Annotated in this window: 10 protein-coding genes; 6 read left to right on the top strand and 4 right to left on the bottom strand. The window is 70.0% G+C overall.

Features of this window, described 5'->3' with window-relative positions; translation table 11 throughout:
• Positions 1 to 23 precede the first annotated feature (23 nt).
• From VHD82_RS24910 to VHD82_RS24895, 4 genes are all read left to right on the top strand, one after another.
• The gene (locus tag VHD82_RS24910; RefSeq protein WP_414637575.1) at positions 24 to 3,224 is read left to right on the top strand and encodes a hypothetical protein; all 3,201 of its coding nucleotides are present in this window, start codon (positions 24 to 26) and stop codon (positions 3,222 to 3,224) included.
• Positions 3,225 to 3,770: 546 nt separating this feature from the next.
• Positions 3,771 to 8,747, top strand: coding sequence for an NAD-glutamate dehydrogenase (locus VHD82_RS24905; RefSeq protein ID WP_325708624.1), 4,977 nt, complete (start codon positions 3,771 to 3,773; stop codon positions 8,745 to 8,747).
• 15 nt (positions 8,748 to 8,762) lie between these two features.
• Positions 8,763 to 9,170, top strand: a complete 408-nt coding sequence (locus VHD82_RS24900; RefSeq protein ID WP_325708621.1) for a thioesterase family protein — start codon at positions 8,763 to 8,765, stop codon at positions 9,168 to 9,170.
• Entirely contained in the window at positions 9,163 to 9,819 is a 657-nt protein-coding gene (locus VHD82_RS24895) for a hypothetical protein (RefSeq protein WP_325708618.1), read from the top strand. The genes VHD82_RS24900 and VHD82_RS24895 overlap by 8 nt, the downstream gene beginning before the upstream one ends.
• On the opposite strand, the gene VHD82_RS24890 is transcribed toward VHD82_RS24895, so the two are convergent.
• Positions 9,792 to 10,769: a zinc-binding dehydrogenase gene (locus tag VHD82_RS24890; protein WP_325708615.1), complete on the bottom strand. Its 978-nt coding sequence runs from the start codon at positions 10,767 to 10,769 to the stop codon at positions 9,792 to 9,794. The genes VHD82_RS24895 and VHD82_RS24890 overlap by 28 nt on opposite strands.
• A 49-nt stretch (positions 10,770 to 10,818) precedes the next feature.
• Between VHD82_RS24890 and VHD82_RS24885 the strand changes: the two genes are divergently transcribed.
• Entirely contained in the window at positions 10,819 to 11,430 is a 612-nt protein-coding gene (locus tag VHD82_RS24885) for a helix-turn-helix domain-containing protein (protein ID WP_325708613.1), read from the top strand.
• Here the strand turns inward: VHD82_RS24885 and VHD82_RS24880 are convergent.
• From VHD82_RS24880 to VHD82_RS24870, 3 genes are read right to left on the bottom strand one after another with little or no spacing between them, the layout of a single operon-like run.
• A complete protein-coding gene (locus VHD82_RS24880) occupies positions 11,427 to 12,710 on the bottom strand; it encodes a carboxylesterase/lipase family protein (RefSeq protein WP_325708611.1) in 1,284 nt (427 codons plus the stop codon). The genes VHD82_RS24885 and VHD82_RS24880 overlap by 4 nt on opposite strands.
• Positions 12,707 to 13,090 (bottom strand): globin, encoded by a 384-nt coding sequence (locus VHD82_RS24875; RefSeq protein ID WP_325708701.1) that lies wholly within the window; start codon positions 13,088 to 13,090, stop codon positions 12,707 to 12,709. The genes VHD82_RS24880 and VHD82_RS24875 overlap by 4 nt, the downstream gene beginning before the upstream one ends.
• 25 nt (positions 13,091 to 13,115) lie before the next feature.
• Entirely contained in the window at positions 13,116 to 14,102 is a 987-nt protein-coding gene (locus VHD82_RS24870) for a mechanosensitive ion channel family protein (protein WP_325708608.1), read from the bottom strand.
• 367 nt (positions 14,103 to 14,469) lie between these two features.
• Here VHD82_RS24870 and VHD82_RS24865 point away from each other — a divergent pair, with 367 nt between their 5' ends.
• The gene (locus tag VHD82_RS24865; protein WP_325708605.1) at positions 14,470 to 14,967 is read left to right on the top strand and encodes an HNH endonuclease; all 498 of its coding nucleotides are present in this window, start codon (positions 14,470 to 14,472) and stop codon (positions 14,965 to 14,967) included.
• Positions 14,968 to 15,047 lie beyond the last annotated feature (80 nt).

Below are 15,047 nucleotides of genomic sequence, written 5' to 3'. Positions count from 1 at the left end.
GCCAGAACTACGTCATCGACGGCTTGCTGCGGCAGGCTGCCGAGCTGGGTTTGCGCGCGCCGGAACTGACCATGATCCTCGGCGAGCGTGCGGCCGCGCTGGCCGAGGCCGCCGGGTCGGACGAGCTGTGGGTGCGGGCGGAGAGTCTGGTCGTCGCGGCCAGGGTCCGGCTCGGGCTGCGGGCCGAAACCGTCGGGCGTGCCGTCGCAGTACTGCGTGCGACGGAGGCCGTCGGCGACGAGGCGCTGGCGGCTGGGTTGCGAGCGGACCTTGCGCTGTGCGCGCGGAGCGTGGGAGTCCCGCTGACTGGGCTGGCCGTGTTGCGGCCTGTACTCGATCTGACGGATTTCGGCGGCGCGGCCAAGGCGGCGGCCTTGTGCCAGCTGGTCGGTTGCCTGTCCCAGTTCGGGCGCAAGCCCGAGGTCGACAGGGCACTCAACGAAGCGGACCAGCTGTGCCATGGCGACGACACCCTCGACGGTGATGGGCGGTTGCTCAGCCGGGCGCTGCTTCGGGTCGGGATCTCGGCGCACCGGCGTCGTCATTCCGATGTTCTGGGTGCCGCGGACGCGGCACGGACAGGATTGGGTTTCCTGGAGCAGCTCGACGATCCGAGCTGTGATGGGGGCGTGGTCCGCGTGCGTCTCATCCTGCAGTTGGTGTGTTCGCTGCTCGACCGCGGCGACTCCGAGCACGCGCTGGAGATCGCGCGGCAGGTGCTGGATCAGCCCGTGCGGGCGGCGTCCGTCGCGCCCGTCGGATGGCTCCGGATGGCTGTCGCCACAAGGATCCTGTTGCCGTCCGGTTCGGTTGAGGCGGCAGCGGTGATGCTGCGCGACGGCGTGCACAGCACCGAGCGGCACGGGCTGCCCGGGCTGGCAACGCGGCTGTGGGGCGAGCTCGCGCACGTCGAGGAGCGGCTCGGACGGCCGACCGAGGCGATCAAGGCGTTGCGGGAAAGCCGGGCGGCCGAGCACGTCTATACGCGCGCTCGTAGGCAGGCCGTCGGGTTGCTCTCGGGTGAGTTCGGCAATGGCGGGCATGCGGCCGTGGATCTGGACGACATCCTCAGTGCTACGCCACAAAGCGGCGCGCCATTGGCCGGGGCTGTCGGCGCCGAACCGGTTTCGGAGGTGAAGCTCGCCTCCGTGAAGACCGCCGCATCCGCGGAAAGTCGTTTCGCGGGCGGCATCGCGGAGGCCGATGGTGTGCGCGGCACCGACACCCGGTGGAGTACTGATGCCGCGCACGGAGCCGACCACGCGCACGGTGCTGCGGCTACGCGCCCTGCTGAGCCTGCGCGGGGCTCGGATGCCACGCGGGGAACCGGCGCGGTGAATGGGGTCGCACCGTGGGCGCGCGACAGCAAGCTTGCGCGGGTGGCGGTAGATCCGTCCGCGTCGCAGGAGTCTTCTGCGCCACAGGGGCTGTCCGCGACACCGGGTCTGGCTGCAGCACATGAATCGCCTGCGTCGCGTGAATCGACTGCGTCGCGCGAACTGTCTGGGGCATACGAGCCGCCTGCCGCAGATGAATCGCCTGCGCGGCAGGATGCGGCTGTGCCGCAGGACTTGCCGCTGGCGCCTGCGCCGGCGGATGAGCCTTCGCCCAGGATTTCGCTTGTCTTCGATTCAAAAACGGTGAGCGCGCACACCAACGGTGCCGCTCGGAACGGTTCCTCCAACGGGGAGTCGGTGTTGCGGCTGGGGCGCGACACAATGTTCTCGCCACGTACCACGGGCGCGGGGGACCAGCCGGACACGTCGCACGGGGTGAACGGGTCTGGCCCGGCCGGGCTGTCCGGGGAGAGCGGGCCGGACAAGGTGGATGGGTCGCGTTCGGTAGCGGCTGATCACCATGAGGCTGGCTCTGCCGCGGCGGGCGGTCGTGATGCTGGTGCGAATCGTTCCGAGGTGTCCGACGCCGGCAAGCGCGCGGCGCTTGCTGACAGGGCTGCCGATCGGGCGGCGCTTGCCGACAGCGCCGCCGCTGCTGATCGGGCTATCGGCGCCGAAGCCGCTTCGGAAGGCTCCACGGCCGACCGGACCGGCCAGTCGGACGCAGGCCAGGCGGATCCGAGCCGGCCGAAGACACGGCACGACGCCGAGCACGGGTCGGTCGCCGCGCGATCCGTGCTGGATCGGCTCGGTATCTCGACCGGCTCCGGCGGCGGGCGTCGACGGGCGGGTAGCGAAGAGGGCGGCGGTGGTCGCCGGTCGGCGGAACGTTCCGCCGACAGCACGGCACGGGGCGGAGCCGGGGAAAGCGCGCCGACCTTCGCGGGGTCCGGGACGACGGGCCACGCAGACTTCGCGGCTACGACTTCGGCGGGCTCGGGAGCGATAGCCCCCGGAGATTCGGCGGCGACGTCCTCGGCGGGCGCGGGAGCGATAGCCCCCGGAGATTCGGCGACGACTGCAGGCTCGCCAGCGACAGGCCCCGGAGGTTCGGCGGCGACATCCTCGGCGGGCGCGGGAGCGACAGGCCCCGGAGGAACGACAGCCGCCGGAGATTCGGCGGCCACGACTGCGGGTTCGGCAGTGACAGGCCCTGCTCATTCCCCAGCCACGACCGCGGGCTCGGGAGCGACAGCCTCTGCTCAATCTGCGACGACGACCTCCGAGCCTGCCGCCGCCGAACCCGCGAACACGGTGCCGCGCGGCGCGGGGTCTACGAATACTGCGTCGGAGGCCGCCCCACCTGTGGCCAGTGCGCCTGAGGCCGCCCCGCCTGGGGGCACCGAGACGGCAGGCGCCGAGCCTTCGACCACTGCGCGTTCAACGGCCGACTCTTCAAGCGCCGCATCCGAAACCGGCGACGACAAGCCAGCCGACAACGACGGCCCGGCCATCACGCTCAATGAGAACTGGCTGCCACGGTTGAGGTTGCCCCCGTCGCTGGAGCCGTTCGAGGACTTCACCGAGGACGTGCCGCACTCGACGTCGGAGACACACTTCACCAGCACCCCCGTGATCGAGGACGACGGGCTGGGTGAACCGTTCCGTGCGGAGCTTTCGTCCACAATGGACGACGACCTGCCGCCGGACGCCGGGCTGGCCGATCTGCTCGCCCGCGCGCTGGCCGAGCACCAGGCCGGCACGGCGAGCGCCGCCGCGTTGGTCAAACGGCTGGAGAGCCAGGGATCCGACGAACCGCGCCCGGTCAACGGGTACGGCCGCCGCGGCGAGGTCCCGGGCAACGGCCGTCATCGCACGGATGGATAATTCTTGCGCAGGTACGGACGAACGGCCCTAGCGGCTTGATGGACAGGTGGCTTTTGCTCCCGTATGGACGGTCAGCCGTCGCCACCTCCGCCGTGCCCGGTACTTGTATCGGTTCAGATGGTCCAGTCCGGTGCCGCTCCTTCGTCCGCCGCGCCGGCACACCGCGGAATCCCTTTGCGGTGAACCCTTTCCCGGTCACCGCCGCGAGCCCCGTACCCGCTCCCGTACCTGAGATCGCTCCCGTACCCGCCGACCGTCCGCCTGTGGCAACGCGGCAGGGGATAAATCGACCTACCGCGGTCCGGCGCGTTTCGCCCGGCCCCCGCGAAATCGGTTTTTACTCCCATGACACTGTTTCCGGTATCACGGCCGACGGTCAGCCAAGCACGGACGGTGATCTCTTGCCCCAGTGATGTTTGCTTTGGACAGCACCGGAAGCCCGGCCGGTGCGTCCATCTATCGGAAGACACGCCCCGCCTCCACACTAAGGTGGAGAGGTTCGGCGTGGGCCAAGCGTGATCAAGGCTCAGTGGAGAGTTGCCTGAAATGAGCTCGACAGGAGTTTCACCCCGTCTCGAAGCGGTCCCCGGGCGGGAAACCCTTCAACGGCGGCCGACCAGCCCGGAGCAGATCCGGGACGATCTGATCGAAGCCGCCGCCGACCATGCACCGGATATCGCCGATCTGTTGCGCCTCTACTACCGGCACATCCCGGCCGAAGAGATCCTCGGCGACGACCCGGTCGACCTCGTCGGCGCCGTGCGTTCCCATCTCCAGTTCGCCGGACAGCGCGTGCCCGGCAGGCCCGCCGTCCGGCTGCTCAACCCGACCACGGCCGAGGACGGCTGGACCCGCGACGCGACCGTCGTGCAGATCGTCACCGACGACATGCCGTACCTGGTCGATTCGGTCACCGCCAAGCTCGCCCGTGACGGCATCCAGGTGCAGCGGCTGGTGCACCCGATCGTCGTCGTCGAGCGCGACATCACCGGCAAGCTCCTCACGCTCCATCCGACGGCCGACGCCGCCGAGCCCCCGGAGGGCGCGGCCAGCGAGTCGTGGATGTACGTCGAGATCGATCTGATCACCGACCCGAACCGCGCGCGCGAGCTCGACACGCACCTCACCTCGGTGCTCGCCGATGTCCGTGAGGTCGTCGAGGACACCGACAAGATGGCGCAGGCCGCCCTCGAACTGGCCACCGAGCTGGAGACGGCCCCGCCGCCGCTGTCCGCCGAAGAGGTCACCGAGAGCCGTGACCTGCTGCGCTGGCTGGCCGACGGGCATTTCACCTTCCTCGGCTACCGCCGCTACGAGCTCGTCGAGGGCTCGCCCGGTGACGACGAGCCGGCGTTGCGCGCGTCGCTGGCCTCCGGACTCGGCGTGCTGCGGCAGGACAACCTCGCGGCCCGCAGCCTCACCGCCGGGCCGGACACCGCGGCCGACGCCCTGAAACCCGAGCTGCTGGTGCTGACCCAGGCGAGCGCGCCGTCCACCGTGCACCGCCCGGTCTACCCGTACTACGTCGGCGTGAAGACGTTCGACGAGCACGGCTGCGTCACCGGCGAACACCGCTTCCTCGGCATGTTCACCACCAGCGCGCTGCACGAGGACGTGCTCGACATTCCCGTCGTGGCGCGCAAGGTCCGGGACGTCATCCACCGTGCCGGCTACCCGATGGAGTCCTTCTCGGGTCAGCGGATGCTGGAGGTGCTGCAGAACTGGCCGCGCGCGGACCTGTTCTCGGCCGACCGCGACTCCCTCTACTCGACCGCGATCGGCGCGATCACGCTGTCCGACCGGCGCCGGCTGCGGCTGTTCCTGCGCCGCGACACCTACGGCCGCTTCTACTCCTGCCTGGTGTTCCTGCCCCGCGACCGCTACACCACCCGCTCGCGGCTCGCGATGCAGGAGGTGCTGCTCGCCGAGCTCGAGGGCACGCACCTGGAGTACGGCACGCGCGTGGGCGAAACGGCGCTGGCGCAGGTGCACTTCACCGTGCACACCGACCCGGCACGCAAGATCGAGCCGGACACGTTGCGCATCCAGGAACGCCTGAACGCCGCCATGCGCACCTGGGACGACCTGATGGTCGAGGCGATCCTGGTCGAGCGCCGCGAGCGTGCGGGGGAAACCGGCACCCTGCCGGGGCCGCTCGGCGAGGAGTCGGCCACCGAACTCGGCCAGCGCTACGCCGGGGTGTTCGACGAGGCCTACAAAGAAGATTTCACCGCGACCGAAGCGCTCGCGGACCTGCGCCGGCTGGAGTCGCTGACCGGCGAGCAGGACCTCGCGATGTCGTTCTACGTGCCGGCCGACGCCGAGCCGGGGGAGCGGCGCTTCAAGCTGTACCTGCTGGGCGAGGGCGTGACCCTGTCGGCGGTGCTGCCGGTGCTGCAGCGGATGGGCGTCGAGGTCGTGGACGAGCGCCCGTACGACCTGCACCGAGAGGACGGCACGAGATCCTGGGTCTACGACTTCGGGCTGCGCATCGGGCCGCGTGAGCTGGACGAGCTGACCGAAGAGGGGGAGCAGGATCTGCGGGTCCGCTTCCAGGACGCGTTCGCCGCCGCGTGGCGCGGGGACTGCGAGATCGACGGCTTCAACGCGCTCGTGCTGCGCGCGGGCCTGACGTGGCGGCAGGCGTCGGTGCTGCGGGCCTACTCGCGGTACCTGCGGCAGGCGCGGGCGCCGTACTCGCAGGAGTACATCGAAAGCTCCGTGCTGGCGCACACCGACATCGCGACGGCGCTGGTGCGGCTGTTCGAGCACCGTTTCGAGCTGACCACCGATCCGGAGTCCGACGCACAGGCCGACGCGCTGGTCGCCGAGATCTCCGAGATGATCGACGAGGTCACCAGCCTTGACGAGGACCGGATCCTGCGCCGGTTGCTGGCGGTCATCAACGCGACCTTGCGCACCAACTACCGGGTCACCGATGCCGACGGCGCGCCGCGTCCGTACCTGGCGTTCAAGCTGGACCCGCAGGGCGTGCCGGATCTGCCGGAGCCGCGGCCGCGGTTCGAGATCTTCGTGTACTCGCCGCGGGTCGAGGGTGTGCACCTCCGGTTCGGCGCGGTGGCGCGCGGTGGTCTGCGCTGGTCGGACCGGCGGGAGGACTTCCGCACCGAGGTGCTGGGCCTGGTGAAGGCGCAGGCGGTGAAGAACGCCGTGATCGTGCCGGTCGGTGCGAAGGGCGGGTTCGTGGTCAAGCGGCCGCCGGCGCCCACCGGAGACCCGGGCGTGGACCGCGACGCGAACCTCACCGAGGGCATCGCCTGCTACCGCATGTTCATCTCCGGCCTGCTGGACCTGACCGACAACCTCGTCGAGGGCAAGACGGTGCCCGCGCCGCAGGTCGTCCGCTACGACGGGAACGACAACTACCTGGTGGTGGCCGCGGACAAGGGCACCGCGACGTTCTCCGACATCGCCAACGAGGTCTCCGCGAGCTACGGCTTCTGGCTCGGGGACGCGTTCGCCTCCGGCGGTTCGGTCGGCTACGACCACAAGGCCATGGGCATCACCGCCAAGGGCGCGTGGGAGAGCGTGAAGCGCCATTTCCGCGAGTTGGGCGTGGACACCCAGAGCCAGGACTTCACCGTGGTCGGCGTCGGCGACATGGCGGGCGACGTGTTCGGCAACGGGATGCTGCTGTCCGAGCACATCCGGCTGGTGGCCGCCTTCAACCACATGCACATCTTCCTGGACCCCGAGCCTGATGCGGCGTCGTCGTTCCGGGAGCGCAAGCGGTTGTTCGAGCTGCCCCGCTCCTCGTGGGACGACTATGACCGGTCGCTGATCAGCGAGGGTGGCGGGATCTTCTCGCGCAGTGCGAAGACGATCCCGGTCAGTCCGCAGGTCCGCGGCGCGCTGGGGCTGGCCGACGAAGTCACGAACCTGTCCCCGGCCGAGCTGATGCGCGCGATCCTGCTGGCCCCGGTCGACCTGCTGTGGAACGGCGGGATCGGCACCTACGTCAAGGCCGAGACCGAGACGCACGCCGACGCGGGGGACAAGGCCAACGACGCGGTCCGCGTGAACGGCAAGGACTTGCGTGCCAGGGTCGTGGGTGAGGGCGGGAACCTCGGTCTGACCCAGCGCGGCCGGATCGAGTTCGCCAGGGCGGGCGGCAAGATCAACACCGACGCGCTGGACAACTCCGCCGGGGTGGACTGCTCCGACCACGAGGTCAACATCAAGATCCTGCTGGACCACCTGGTCGCCACCGGCGAGCTCGAGCGCGAGCAACGCAACAGCCTGCTGCACGAGATGACCGACGAGGTCGGCGAGCTCGTGCTGGCCGACAACTACCGGCAGAACGCGGTGCTCGGTGTGAGCCGTGCGCACGCCGCGTCGATGCTGTCGGTGCACGAGCGGCTGGTCAGCGCGCTGGAATCCTCGGGCGCGCTGGACCGCAGGCTGGAGTCGCTGCCCGGCAAGGCCGGGTTCCGGGACCTGGAGAAGGCCGGGCAGGGCCTGACCTCACCCGAGCTGGCCACGTTGCTTGCGCACGTGAAGCTCGACCTCAAGGACGAGCTGCTGGCCAGTGAGCTGCCCGACGCCGAGGTGTTCGCGCGCCGGCTGCCGGAGTACTTCCCGAAGCCGCTGCGGGAGCGGTTCACCGATGCCATCGGTGTGCACCCGCTGCGCCGCCAGATCATCAGCACCCTGCTGGTGAACGAGGTGGTCGACGGGGCAGGCGTTTCGTATGCGTACCGGCTGGCCGAGGAAATGAACGCCACGGCCACCGATGCCATCCGCGCGTACACCATCGTCACGCGGGTCTACGACCTCAACTCGTTGTGGGCGGACATCGACGCGCTCGACAACGTCGTGTCCACCGAGGTCGCCGACGCGATGATGCTGGAGTCGCGGCGGTTGCTCGACAGGGCCGCGCGGTGGTTCCTCGCCAACCGGCCGCAGCCGCTGGCTGTCGGCGCGGAGATCTCGCGGTTCGGCAAGGGGGTGGCCTCGCTCGCGCCGCAGCTGACCACGTTGCTGCAGGGCCGGGAGATCGAAGCGGTGCGTGAGCAGGCCGCGCGCCTGATCGAGCAAGGTGTGCCGGAGCCGCTGGCGAACAGGGTCGCGGCCCTGCTCGACGCATACGGGCTGCTGGACATCATCGAAGTGACGGAGCTGGCGGAGCGCGAGGCGCGGGTTTCGGCCGAGCGCAGCCCGCAGGAGACGGCGGAGCTGTACTACGCGCTGTCGGCGCACCTGGATGTGGACGAGCTGCTGACCTCGATCAGCGCGCTGGAACGCGGTAACCGGTGGCATGCGCTCGCTCGGCTTTCGCTGCGGGACGACGTGTACTCGTCGCTGCGGGCGATCAGCCTGGACGCGCTGCGGCACACCGATTCCGAGGACACGCCGGACGAGAAGATCGCCCAGTGGGAGAAGGCGAACGCTTCGCGGCTGTCGCGAGCCAGGGTGGCGCTCGACGAGATCAAGCGATCGGGCAGGCTGGACCTGGCGACGCTGTCCGTGGCGGCGCGGCAGCTCCGGAGCACAGTGAGGTAAACGTTGTATGTGGCGATGGTCCGGCCACGGTGGTCGGACATGGACGTCTTCGGGCACGTGAACCACGCGAAGCTGGTGACGTTGCTCGAAGAGGCCCGCGTTCCCCTGTTGTTCGAGGAGGCGGGCCGGGCCGGGCTCGAGCTCGCCAAGGGGATGGTCGTGGTCAAACTCGCGGTGCACTACCGGGCGCCGATCGTCGTGCACGGTCAGCAGCTCCGGGTCGAGATCTCCCAGCGGGAGCTCAAGGCCGCGGCATTGACCCTCGACTACCGGGTCCACACCGGGCCATCGTCCGACGACAAGCCGGCCGTGGTCGCCGAGACGGTGCTCGCGCCGTATGAGGTGGCCACCGAGCGGCCGCGCCGGTTCACCACCGAGGAGCGGGAGTTCCTCGGCAGGATGCTGGCAGGTGGCGATGACTGAGAGCACGCGGACCTCGACCGAACTCCGCATCGCCGACGGCGCGGACCGCGAAACGCTGGGTGCGTTCGTGGCGCGCGCCGTGCGGCTGGACGGCCAGTGTGCGGTGCGGCTGCGCAATCGCGGCAGCGACGTGGTCGAAGCCTGGGTGGCCACGCCCTTCGAGGTGCTCGCCACGAGGGCGGTGCACGGCGCAGTCGAGCCGGGCGACGTGACCGTCAACGGCAACGAGCTGCTGGCCGCGCTGACGGTCGCCGGTGGCGAGCGGATGGATCCCGGCCCGTCGCGGGATCTGTTGTGGCACGCGGAACTTCCCCCTGCCGGGAATTGGACGGCGGTGGACGAGCTGCCGGTGCGGGTGATCGGGGAGCTGACCGATCGCGGGGTTTCGCTGGCCCGGGAGAACGCCGGGCCGCACGGAACCCCGCCCGCCTCGCTGATGGATCAGACGGTGCTGACCGTCAGCGGGGAAACCCTCGAGGTGAAGATCCCGATGCGCTGCCTGTTCGCCTTGTCCGGTATGGGTTTCGCGGATTCGTCCATCGAGCAGGACGTGGTGCGGGTGAGCGCGACCAGTTCGTGGCTGCGGCTCGATGCGCGCTACGGCGCGGTCGTGCGGCGTCGTCAGGCGCTGTTGCCGTTGCTGTTCTGAGCGGTCGTCAGCACGATCCTGCCGAATACTTCGCCGGCGTCCCATTTCCGGTGCGCCTGCACGGCTTCCTCGAGTGGCAGCACCTCGTGCACCACCGCGCCGAGTTCGCCGCGGCCCGCGGCGGCGAACTGTTCGGTCTGCACGGCACGTCGATCGGCCACGGGCACGGTGTCGGCGCTGAAGGTGGCGAACGACAGCGACTGCTGGAACGCCGCCATCAGCTTCGTGCCGAAGTCGGCCGGCGGCCGGCCGCCCACAACGCCGACGGCGACGAGGCGACCGTTCGGGTTGAGCTTGTCGAAGAAGGAAGGCATGTCCGCGCCGGCGACGATGTCGATGATCACGTCGTAGCCCGCGGCACCTTCGCCCGCGCGATTCAGCACGTGCGTCGCGCCGAGCTTGCGCAAGCGTTCACCGCGCTCGGCGGATGACGTCGTGACGGCCACCGCGCCGGCCCCGCGCAGGGCTGCGAGCTGGACCGTCATGATCCCGATGCTGCCTGCCGCGCCGCGCACCAGCACCGACTCGCCGGGCGCGAAGTGGGCATGGGCAAGGGCGAAATGGGCCACGACGCCGGAGCTGCCGAGCGTCACGGCGTCGGCGGCCGACAGGTTCTCCGGCAAGGGAAGGATTTCGTCGACGGACGCGATCGCCTGCTCGACGTAGCCGCCGCCGGTGCCGGTGAAGCCCCACACGCGCCGACCGAGCCACGACCTGTCGACATCGTCGCCGATCGCCGTCACCGTGCCCGCGACCTCGCTGCCGGGGACAAGCCCTTCCTGGAAACCGTAGGCAGCGAGCGCCCCGCTCCGGACAACGACGTCGACACCGCCGACGCCGATCGCTTCGGTGGCGATCAGCACCTGGCCGCCGACCGGAACGGGCGCCGGGAGGTCGACGACGGCCAGGCCCTCTGGTGGCCCGAACTTCTTGATCGTGACTGCTTTCATGCCTCCGACGTTAATGGACGCAGGCGTCCGTTTAGCTAAAGTGAGAGTGGTGACCGATCAGTTGCCTCACCCGCTGCGCTCCGACGCCCGCGACAACCGCGAGCGAATTCTCGACGCGGCCCGCGCGGTGTTCGCCGCCGAAGGACTGAACGTGCCAATGCGGGAGATCGCCCGCCGCGCCGGGGTCGGCCCCGCCACCCTGTATCGCCGTTTCCCGACCAAGCAGCTGCTGATGACCGAAGCCTTCACGGACCAGATGCGCGCGTGCCAGGCCGTCGTCGACGAGGGGCTCGCCGAGCCGGATCCGTGGCGCGGTTTCTGCCTTGTCATCGAGAAGATCTGCGAACTGCACGCGCGCGACCGTGGCTTCACCGAGGCGTTCATCTCGAACTTCCCCGACGCGGTCGATCTCGCGGCGAACCACGAATACGTGCTGAAGTCGGTCGCCGAACTCGCCCGTCGCGCCAAGAACGCCGGCCACCTGCGCCCGGACTTCGTCCTGGAGGACCTGATCCTGATGATCATGGCCAACCGGGGGATCCAGGCCGCCTCGACGGCCGCCCGCGTCGCGGCTTCGCGCCGCTTCGCCGCATTCGTGATCCAGGCGTTCCAAGCCTCCCCGCAGCACGCGCCGCTCCCGCCGGTGGCAAGGCTCGCTTAGGACCGGAGTAAACGTTCCTTGCTGTCCGGGTCGTCGGCGATCCGGGCCGGCTCGTCGAACAGCATCGTGGTGCGGTTGCCGGGTTCGTATGCGGGCCAAGCGGGTTCGCCGCACACGAAACGGACCCACGCGTCATGCATGGTGGCCGCGATGCCCCGGGCGCGGCCGGTGTCGCGGCCGAGGAACAGCCGGTAGTACGGGTTGTCGAGGTCGTCGAAGACGAGCGGGAGGTCGAGCGCGTGCGCGGCGCCCATTCCCTGCCCCGGCGGGAACGCGCGCCAGTCGAGCCGGTACATCCACACCTGGCCGCCCGCGGCGTGCTGCGCTTCGGCGAACCGGATCGCGGGCAGCCACCAGTCGGTGGCGGTGCGCGCCCGGTCGTCCTCGTCGCCCTTCACCTGGCCCAGTTTGCGGAACAGGTCCATCTCGTCGTGGTTGGTGCCGATAAGCAGGCGCACGTTCGCGGCGCTCCCGGCCGCGACGGCTGCCAGCGGTGGCTCCATCACCACGCGGTAGGGCACCAGCGACTCCGCGCGAGCCGAATACCGTTGCTGCGCCTCGACAATCCGCCTCGCGTCGATTTCGCGGAGTGCGGCGGGATCGGTGAGCTCCAGCTCCGCCAGTATCTCCGCCGCCACCCGGCGCGCGGCCTCCGGTTCGTGCACCAGCGTGCCCACGCCCGTGCCGCTCTGGATGATCGCCTGCTGGAAGAGCCCGTCCGGCGCGGCGAGCAGGTTGCCGACCATCCGTCCGCCGTTGGACTCGCCCGCGAGCGTCACCTGGCCCGGGTCGCCACCGAGCGCTTCGATGTTGGCCTGCACCCAGCGCAGCGCGGCGACCTGGTCCGCGAGCGCGAAATTGGTGTCCGGAAACGCCTCCGGCAGGTACAGCAGGCCCAGCACGCCCAAGCGGTAGGCGACGGTCACGACGACCACGCCGTGCTGGGCGAACCTCGTCGCGTCGTACTCGTTCGGCGAGCCGGTGACCCCGCCACCGCCGTGGATCCACACCAGCACCGGGTGCGGACCGGGCTCCTCCGGCGCATACACGTTCAGGTAAAGGCAGTCCTCGGCGCCGACGAGCCCGCGGCCGAGGATGTCCTGCTGCAGCGAGGGCTGCGCGAACTCCGTGGCGTCGCGCACGCCGTCCCACGGCTCCGGCGGCGCCGGTGCGGCGAACCGTAGCTCGCCCACGGGCGGTGCGGCATAAGGGATTCCCCCGAAGAACCGGATGCCGTCACGGCTGAGACCCCGCAGCCGCCCGCTCGCGATCCGGGTCATACCCAGCTGTTCATCATGCTCTGCGCGGCCATCTCCAGGTACTGCCATAGCTGCTGGTCCAGCTTCTTGGGCAGGCCCGCCTCGTCCACCGCGATCCGCATCGCGCGCAGCCACGCGTCACGCTCGATCGGGCCGATCTTGAATGGCGCGTGACGCATCCGCAGCCGGGGGTGGCCGCGGTTGTCGGAGTAGGTGTGGGGGCCGCCCCAGTACTGCATCAGGAACAGCCGCAGCCGTTCCTCCGCCGGGCCGAGGTCCTGCTCGGGGTACAGCGGCCGGAGGATCTCGTCCTCGGCGACTTCGGCGTAGAACCTGCCGACGATCTTGCGGAACGTCGGTTCACCACCGACGGCCTCGTAGAAGGTCCTGGGGTCTTCGATCGCACCGCTCACTTCGGACACCCCTCTATTGTGCCGTGCCGGTCCCGTTGCCCTGTCCGAGGAACCGGCCCAGCGGCGGTTCGAACCCGGCTTCCTCGAGCGCGGCGATGACGCTGGCGCGCAGCGCGCGCTGCACCGTCCACTGCTTGCCAGGCCGCGTCTTGACCGTCATCCGGATTTCGATGCCTTCCGGTGTGACCTTCTCCACGCCGAGGACCTCCGGCGGCTCCAGCACGTTGGCCGACAGCGGCTCGCCGGCGACCGCCGCGCTCGCCGCGTCCTTGAGCACCACGACGGCGCGGTCCACGTCGGCGGTGTAGCTCAGCGGCACGTCGATCACCGCGTTCGCGTAACCCTGGCTGGAGTTGCCCACCCGGAGCACCTCGCCGTTGCGGACATACCAGACGGTGCCCTTCATGTCGCGCAACGTGGTGATGCGCAGGCCCACGGCCTCCACGGTGCCGCTGGCCTCGCCGATGTCGATCACGTCGCCGACGCCGTACTGGTCCTCGACCATCATGAACATCCCGGACAGGAAGTCCTTGACCAGGTTCTGCGCACCGAACCCGAGCGCCACCCCGACGATCCCGGCGGAGGCGATGATCGGGCCGAGGTTGATCCCCAGCTCGGCCAGCACCTGCATGAAGGCCAGCCCGAAGACGATGAACGACGTGACCGACTTCAGCACCGACCCGATCGTCTTGGCACGCTGGCGGCGGCGTTCAGTGACCGTCGCGCCGAGCAGGTCCGGCGCACGCTCCCGGAGCGGGCGCAGCAACGCGGGCAGCTTCCGGCCGTTGTTGCGCGGGGTGCTGATCCGGTCGATCAGCTTGCGGATCAGCAGCCGGATCAGGAATGCCACGATCAGGATCAGCACGATCTTGATCGGCTTGGCGACGAGCCAGCCCGCGGAGGCCGCGAGCCACTCGTTGTGTGTGATCTGAAACACCTGATAGCACCAGGTGCCCTGCTCATTGATGCAGGCCGGGGTTTCGGAGAGCAACGGGTTCACTTGGGAGCGGTGCCCCTTTCTCGCCGTCGGCGCCCGACTTCACGCGATCGTCGGACAGATGTCACAGGACACGTCTTCTAACACAGGTGCATTTCGGGTGTGATCTGTGGTCGACTATGGCTGCACCGGTGGAGGTGGTCGAGTGCCAGACCGACAACCGATCCCCCTCGGCGCCCCCGACCATTCCGCGGTCGGGTCAGCGCCGGAGGTAGTTCTGCGTGCCTATCCGGGTGGGGCCGCGCCGCCGGGCGCACACCACCCGAGCGGGCCGCCTTCGCGAGGCGGGGGCCGCGGCGCCCGCCCGCCGGGACAGCGTAGAGGTCGGGATCCGGCGACTGGCACGGGCCCCGGCTGGGGCCGCCGACGTGTGCTCCTGCTCAACGCCACCTACGAACCGCTCACGGCGCTGCCGCTGCGGCGGGCCGTGGTGCTGGTGATGTGCGGCAAGGCCGAGGTGGTGCACGGCGATCCGGCGGGGCTGCAGCTGCACGCGGCCACGGTCTCGCTGCCGGTGCCTTCGGTGATCCGGCTGTCCACCTACGTCCGCGTGCCCTACCGCGCGCAGGTGCCGCTGACCAGGGCCGGGCTGATGCATCGCGACCGGTACCGCTGCGCCTACTGCGGCGGCAGGGCCGAGACGATCGACCATGTCATCCCGCGCAGCCGCAAGGGCCCGCACAGCTGGACCAATTGCGTCGCCTGCTGCGCGAAGTGCAATCACCGCAAGGCCGACAAGCTCCTTTCGGAGCTGGGCTGGCATCTGCGGGTGGTACCCACCGCGCCGCACGGTCCGCATTGGCGGCTGCTGGTGCATTCCGGCGACGCCGACCCGTTGTGGCGGCCCTACCTGGGAGTGGCCGCCTAGGCCCTGGACAGACCGGCGCCCCGGCCGCAGCGGCGGCCGGGGCACGCCGACGTCGTCGTCTTCGGTGCTCGCGTGCTCAG

This window comes from Amycolatopsis sp. (genome assembly GCF_035546795.1).
Taxonomy (GTDB): Bacteria; Actinomycetota; Actinomycetes; order Mycobacteriales; family Pseudonocardiaceae; genus Amycolatopsis_E.
This window is presented reverse-complemented; position numbering and strand designations above follow the sequence as displayed.

Bases quoted from the DNA above. Each gene is read 5' to 3' on its own strand.
- VHD82_RS24905 (WP_325708624.1), top strand. From the start codon at position 3,771: ATGAGCTCGACAGGAGTTTCACCCCGTCTCGAAGCGGTCCCCGGGCGG.
- VHD82_RS24900 (WP_325708621.1), top strand. From the start codon at position 8,763: ATGGTCCGGCCACGGTGGTCGGACATGGACGTCTTCGGGCACGTGAAC.
- VHD82_RS24895 (WP_325708618.1), top strand. From the start codon at position 9,163: ATGACTGAGAGCACGCGGACCTCGACCGAACTCCGCATCGCCGACGGC.
- VHD82_RS24890 (WP_325708615.1), bottom strand. From the start codon at position 10,769: ATGAAAGCAGTCACGATCAAGAAGTTCGGGCCACCAGAGGGCCTGGCC.
- VHD82_RS24880 (WP_325708611.1), bottom strand. From the start codon at position 12,710: ATGACCCGGATCGCGAGCGGGCGGCTGCGGGGTCTCAGCCGTGACGGC.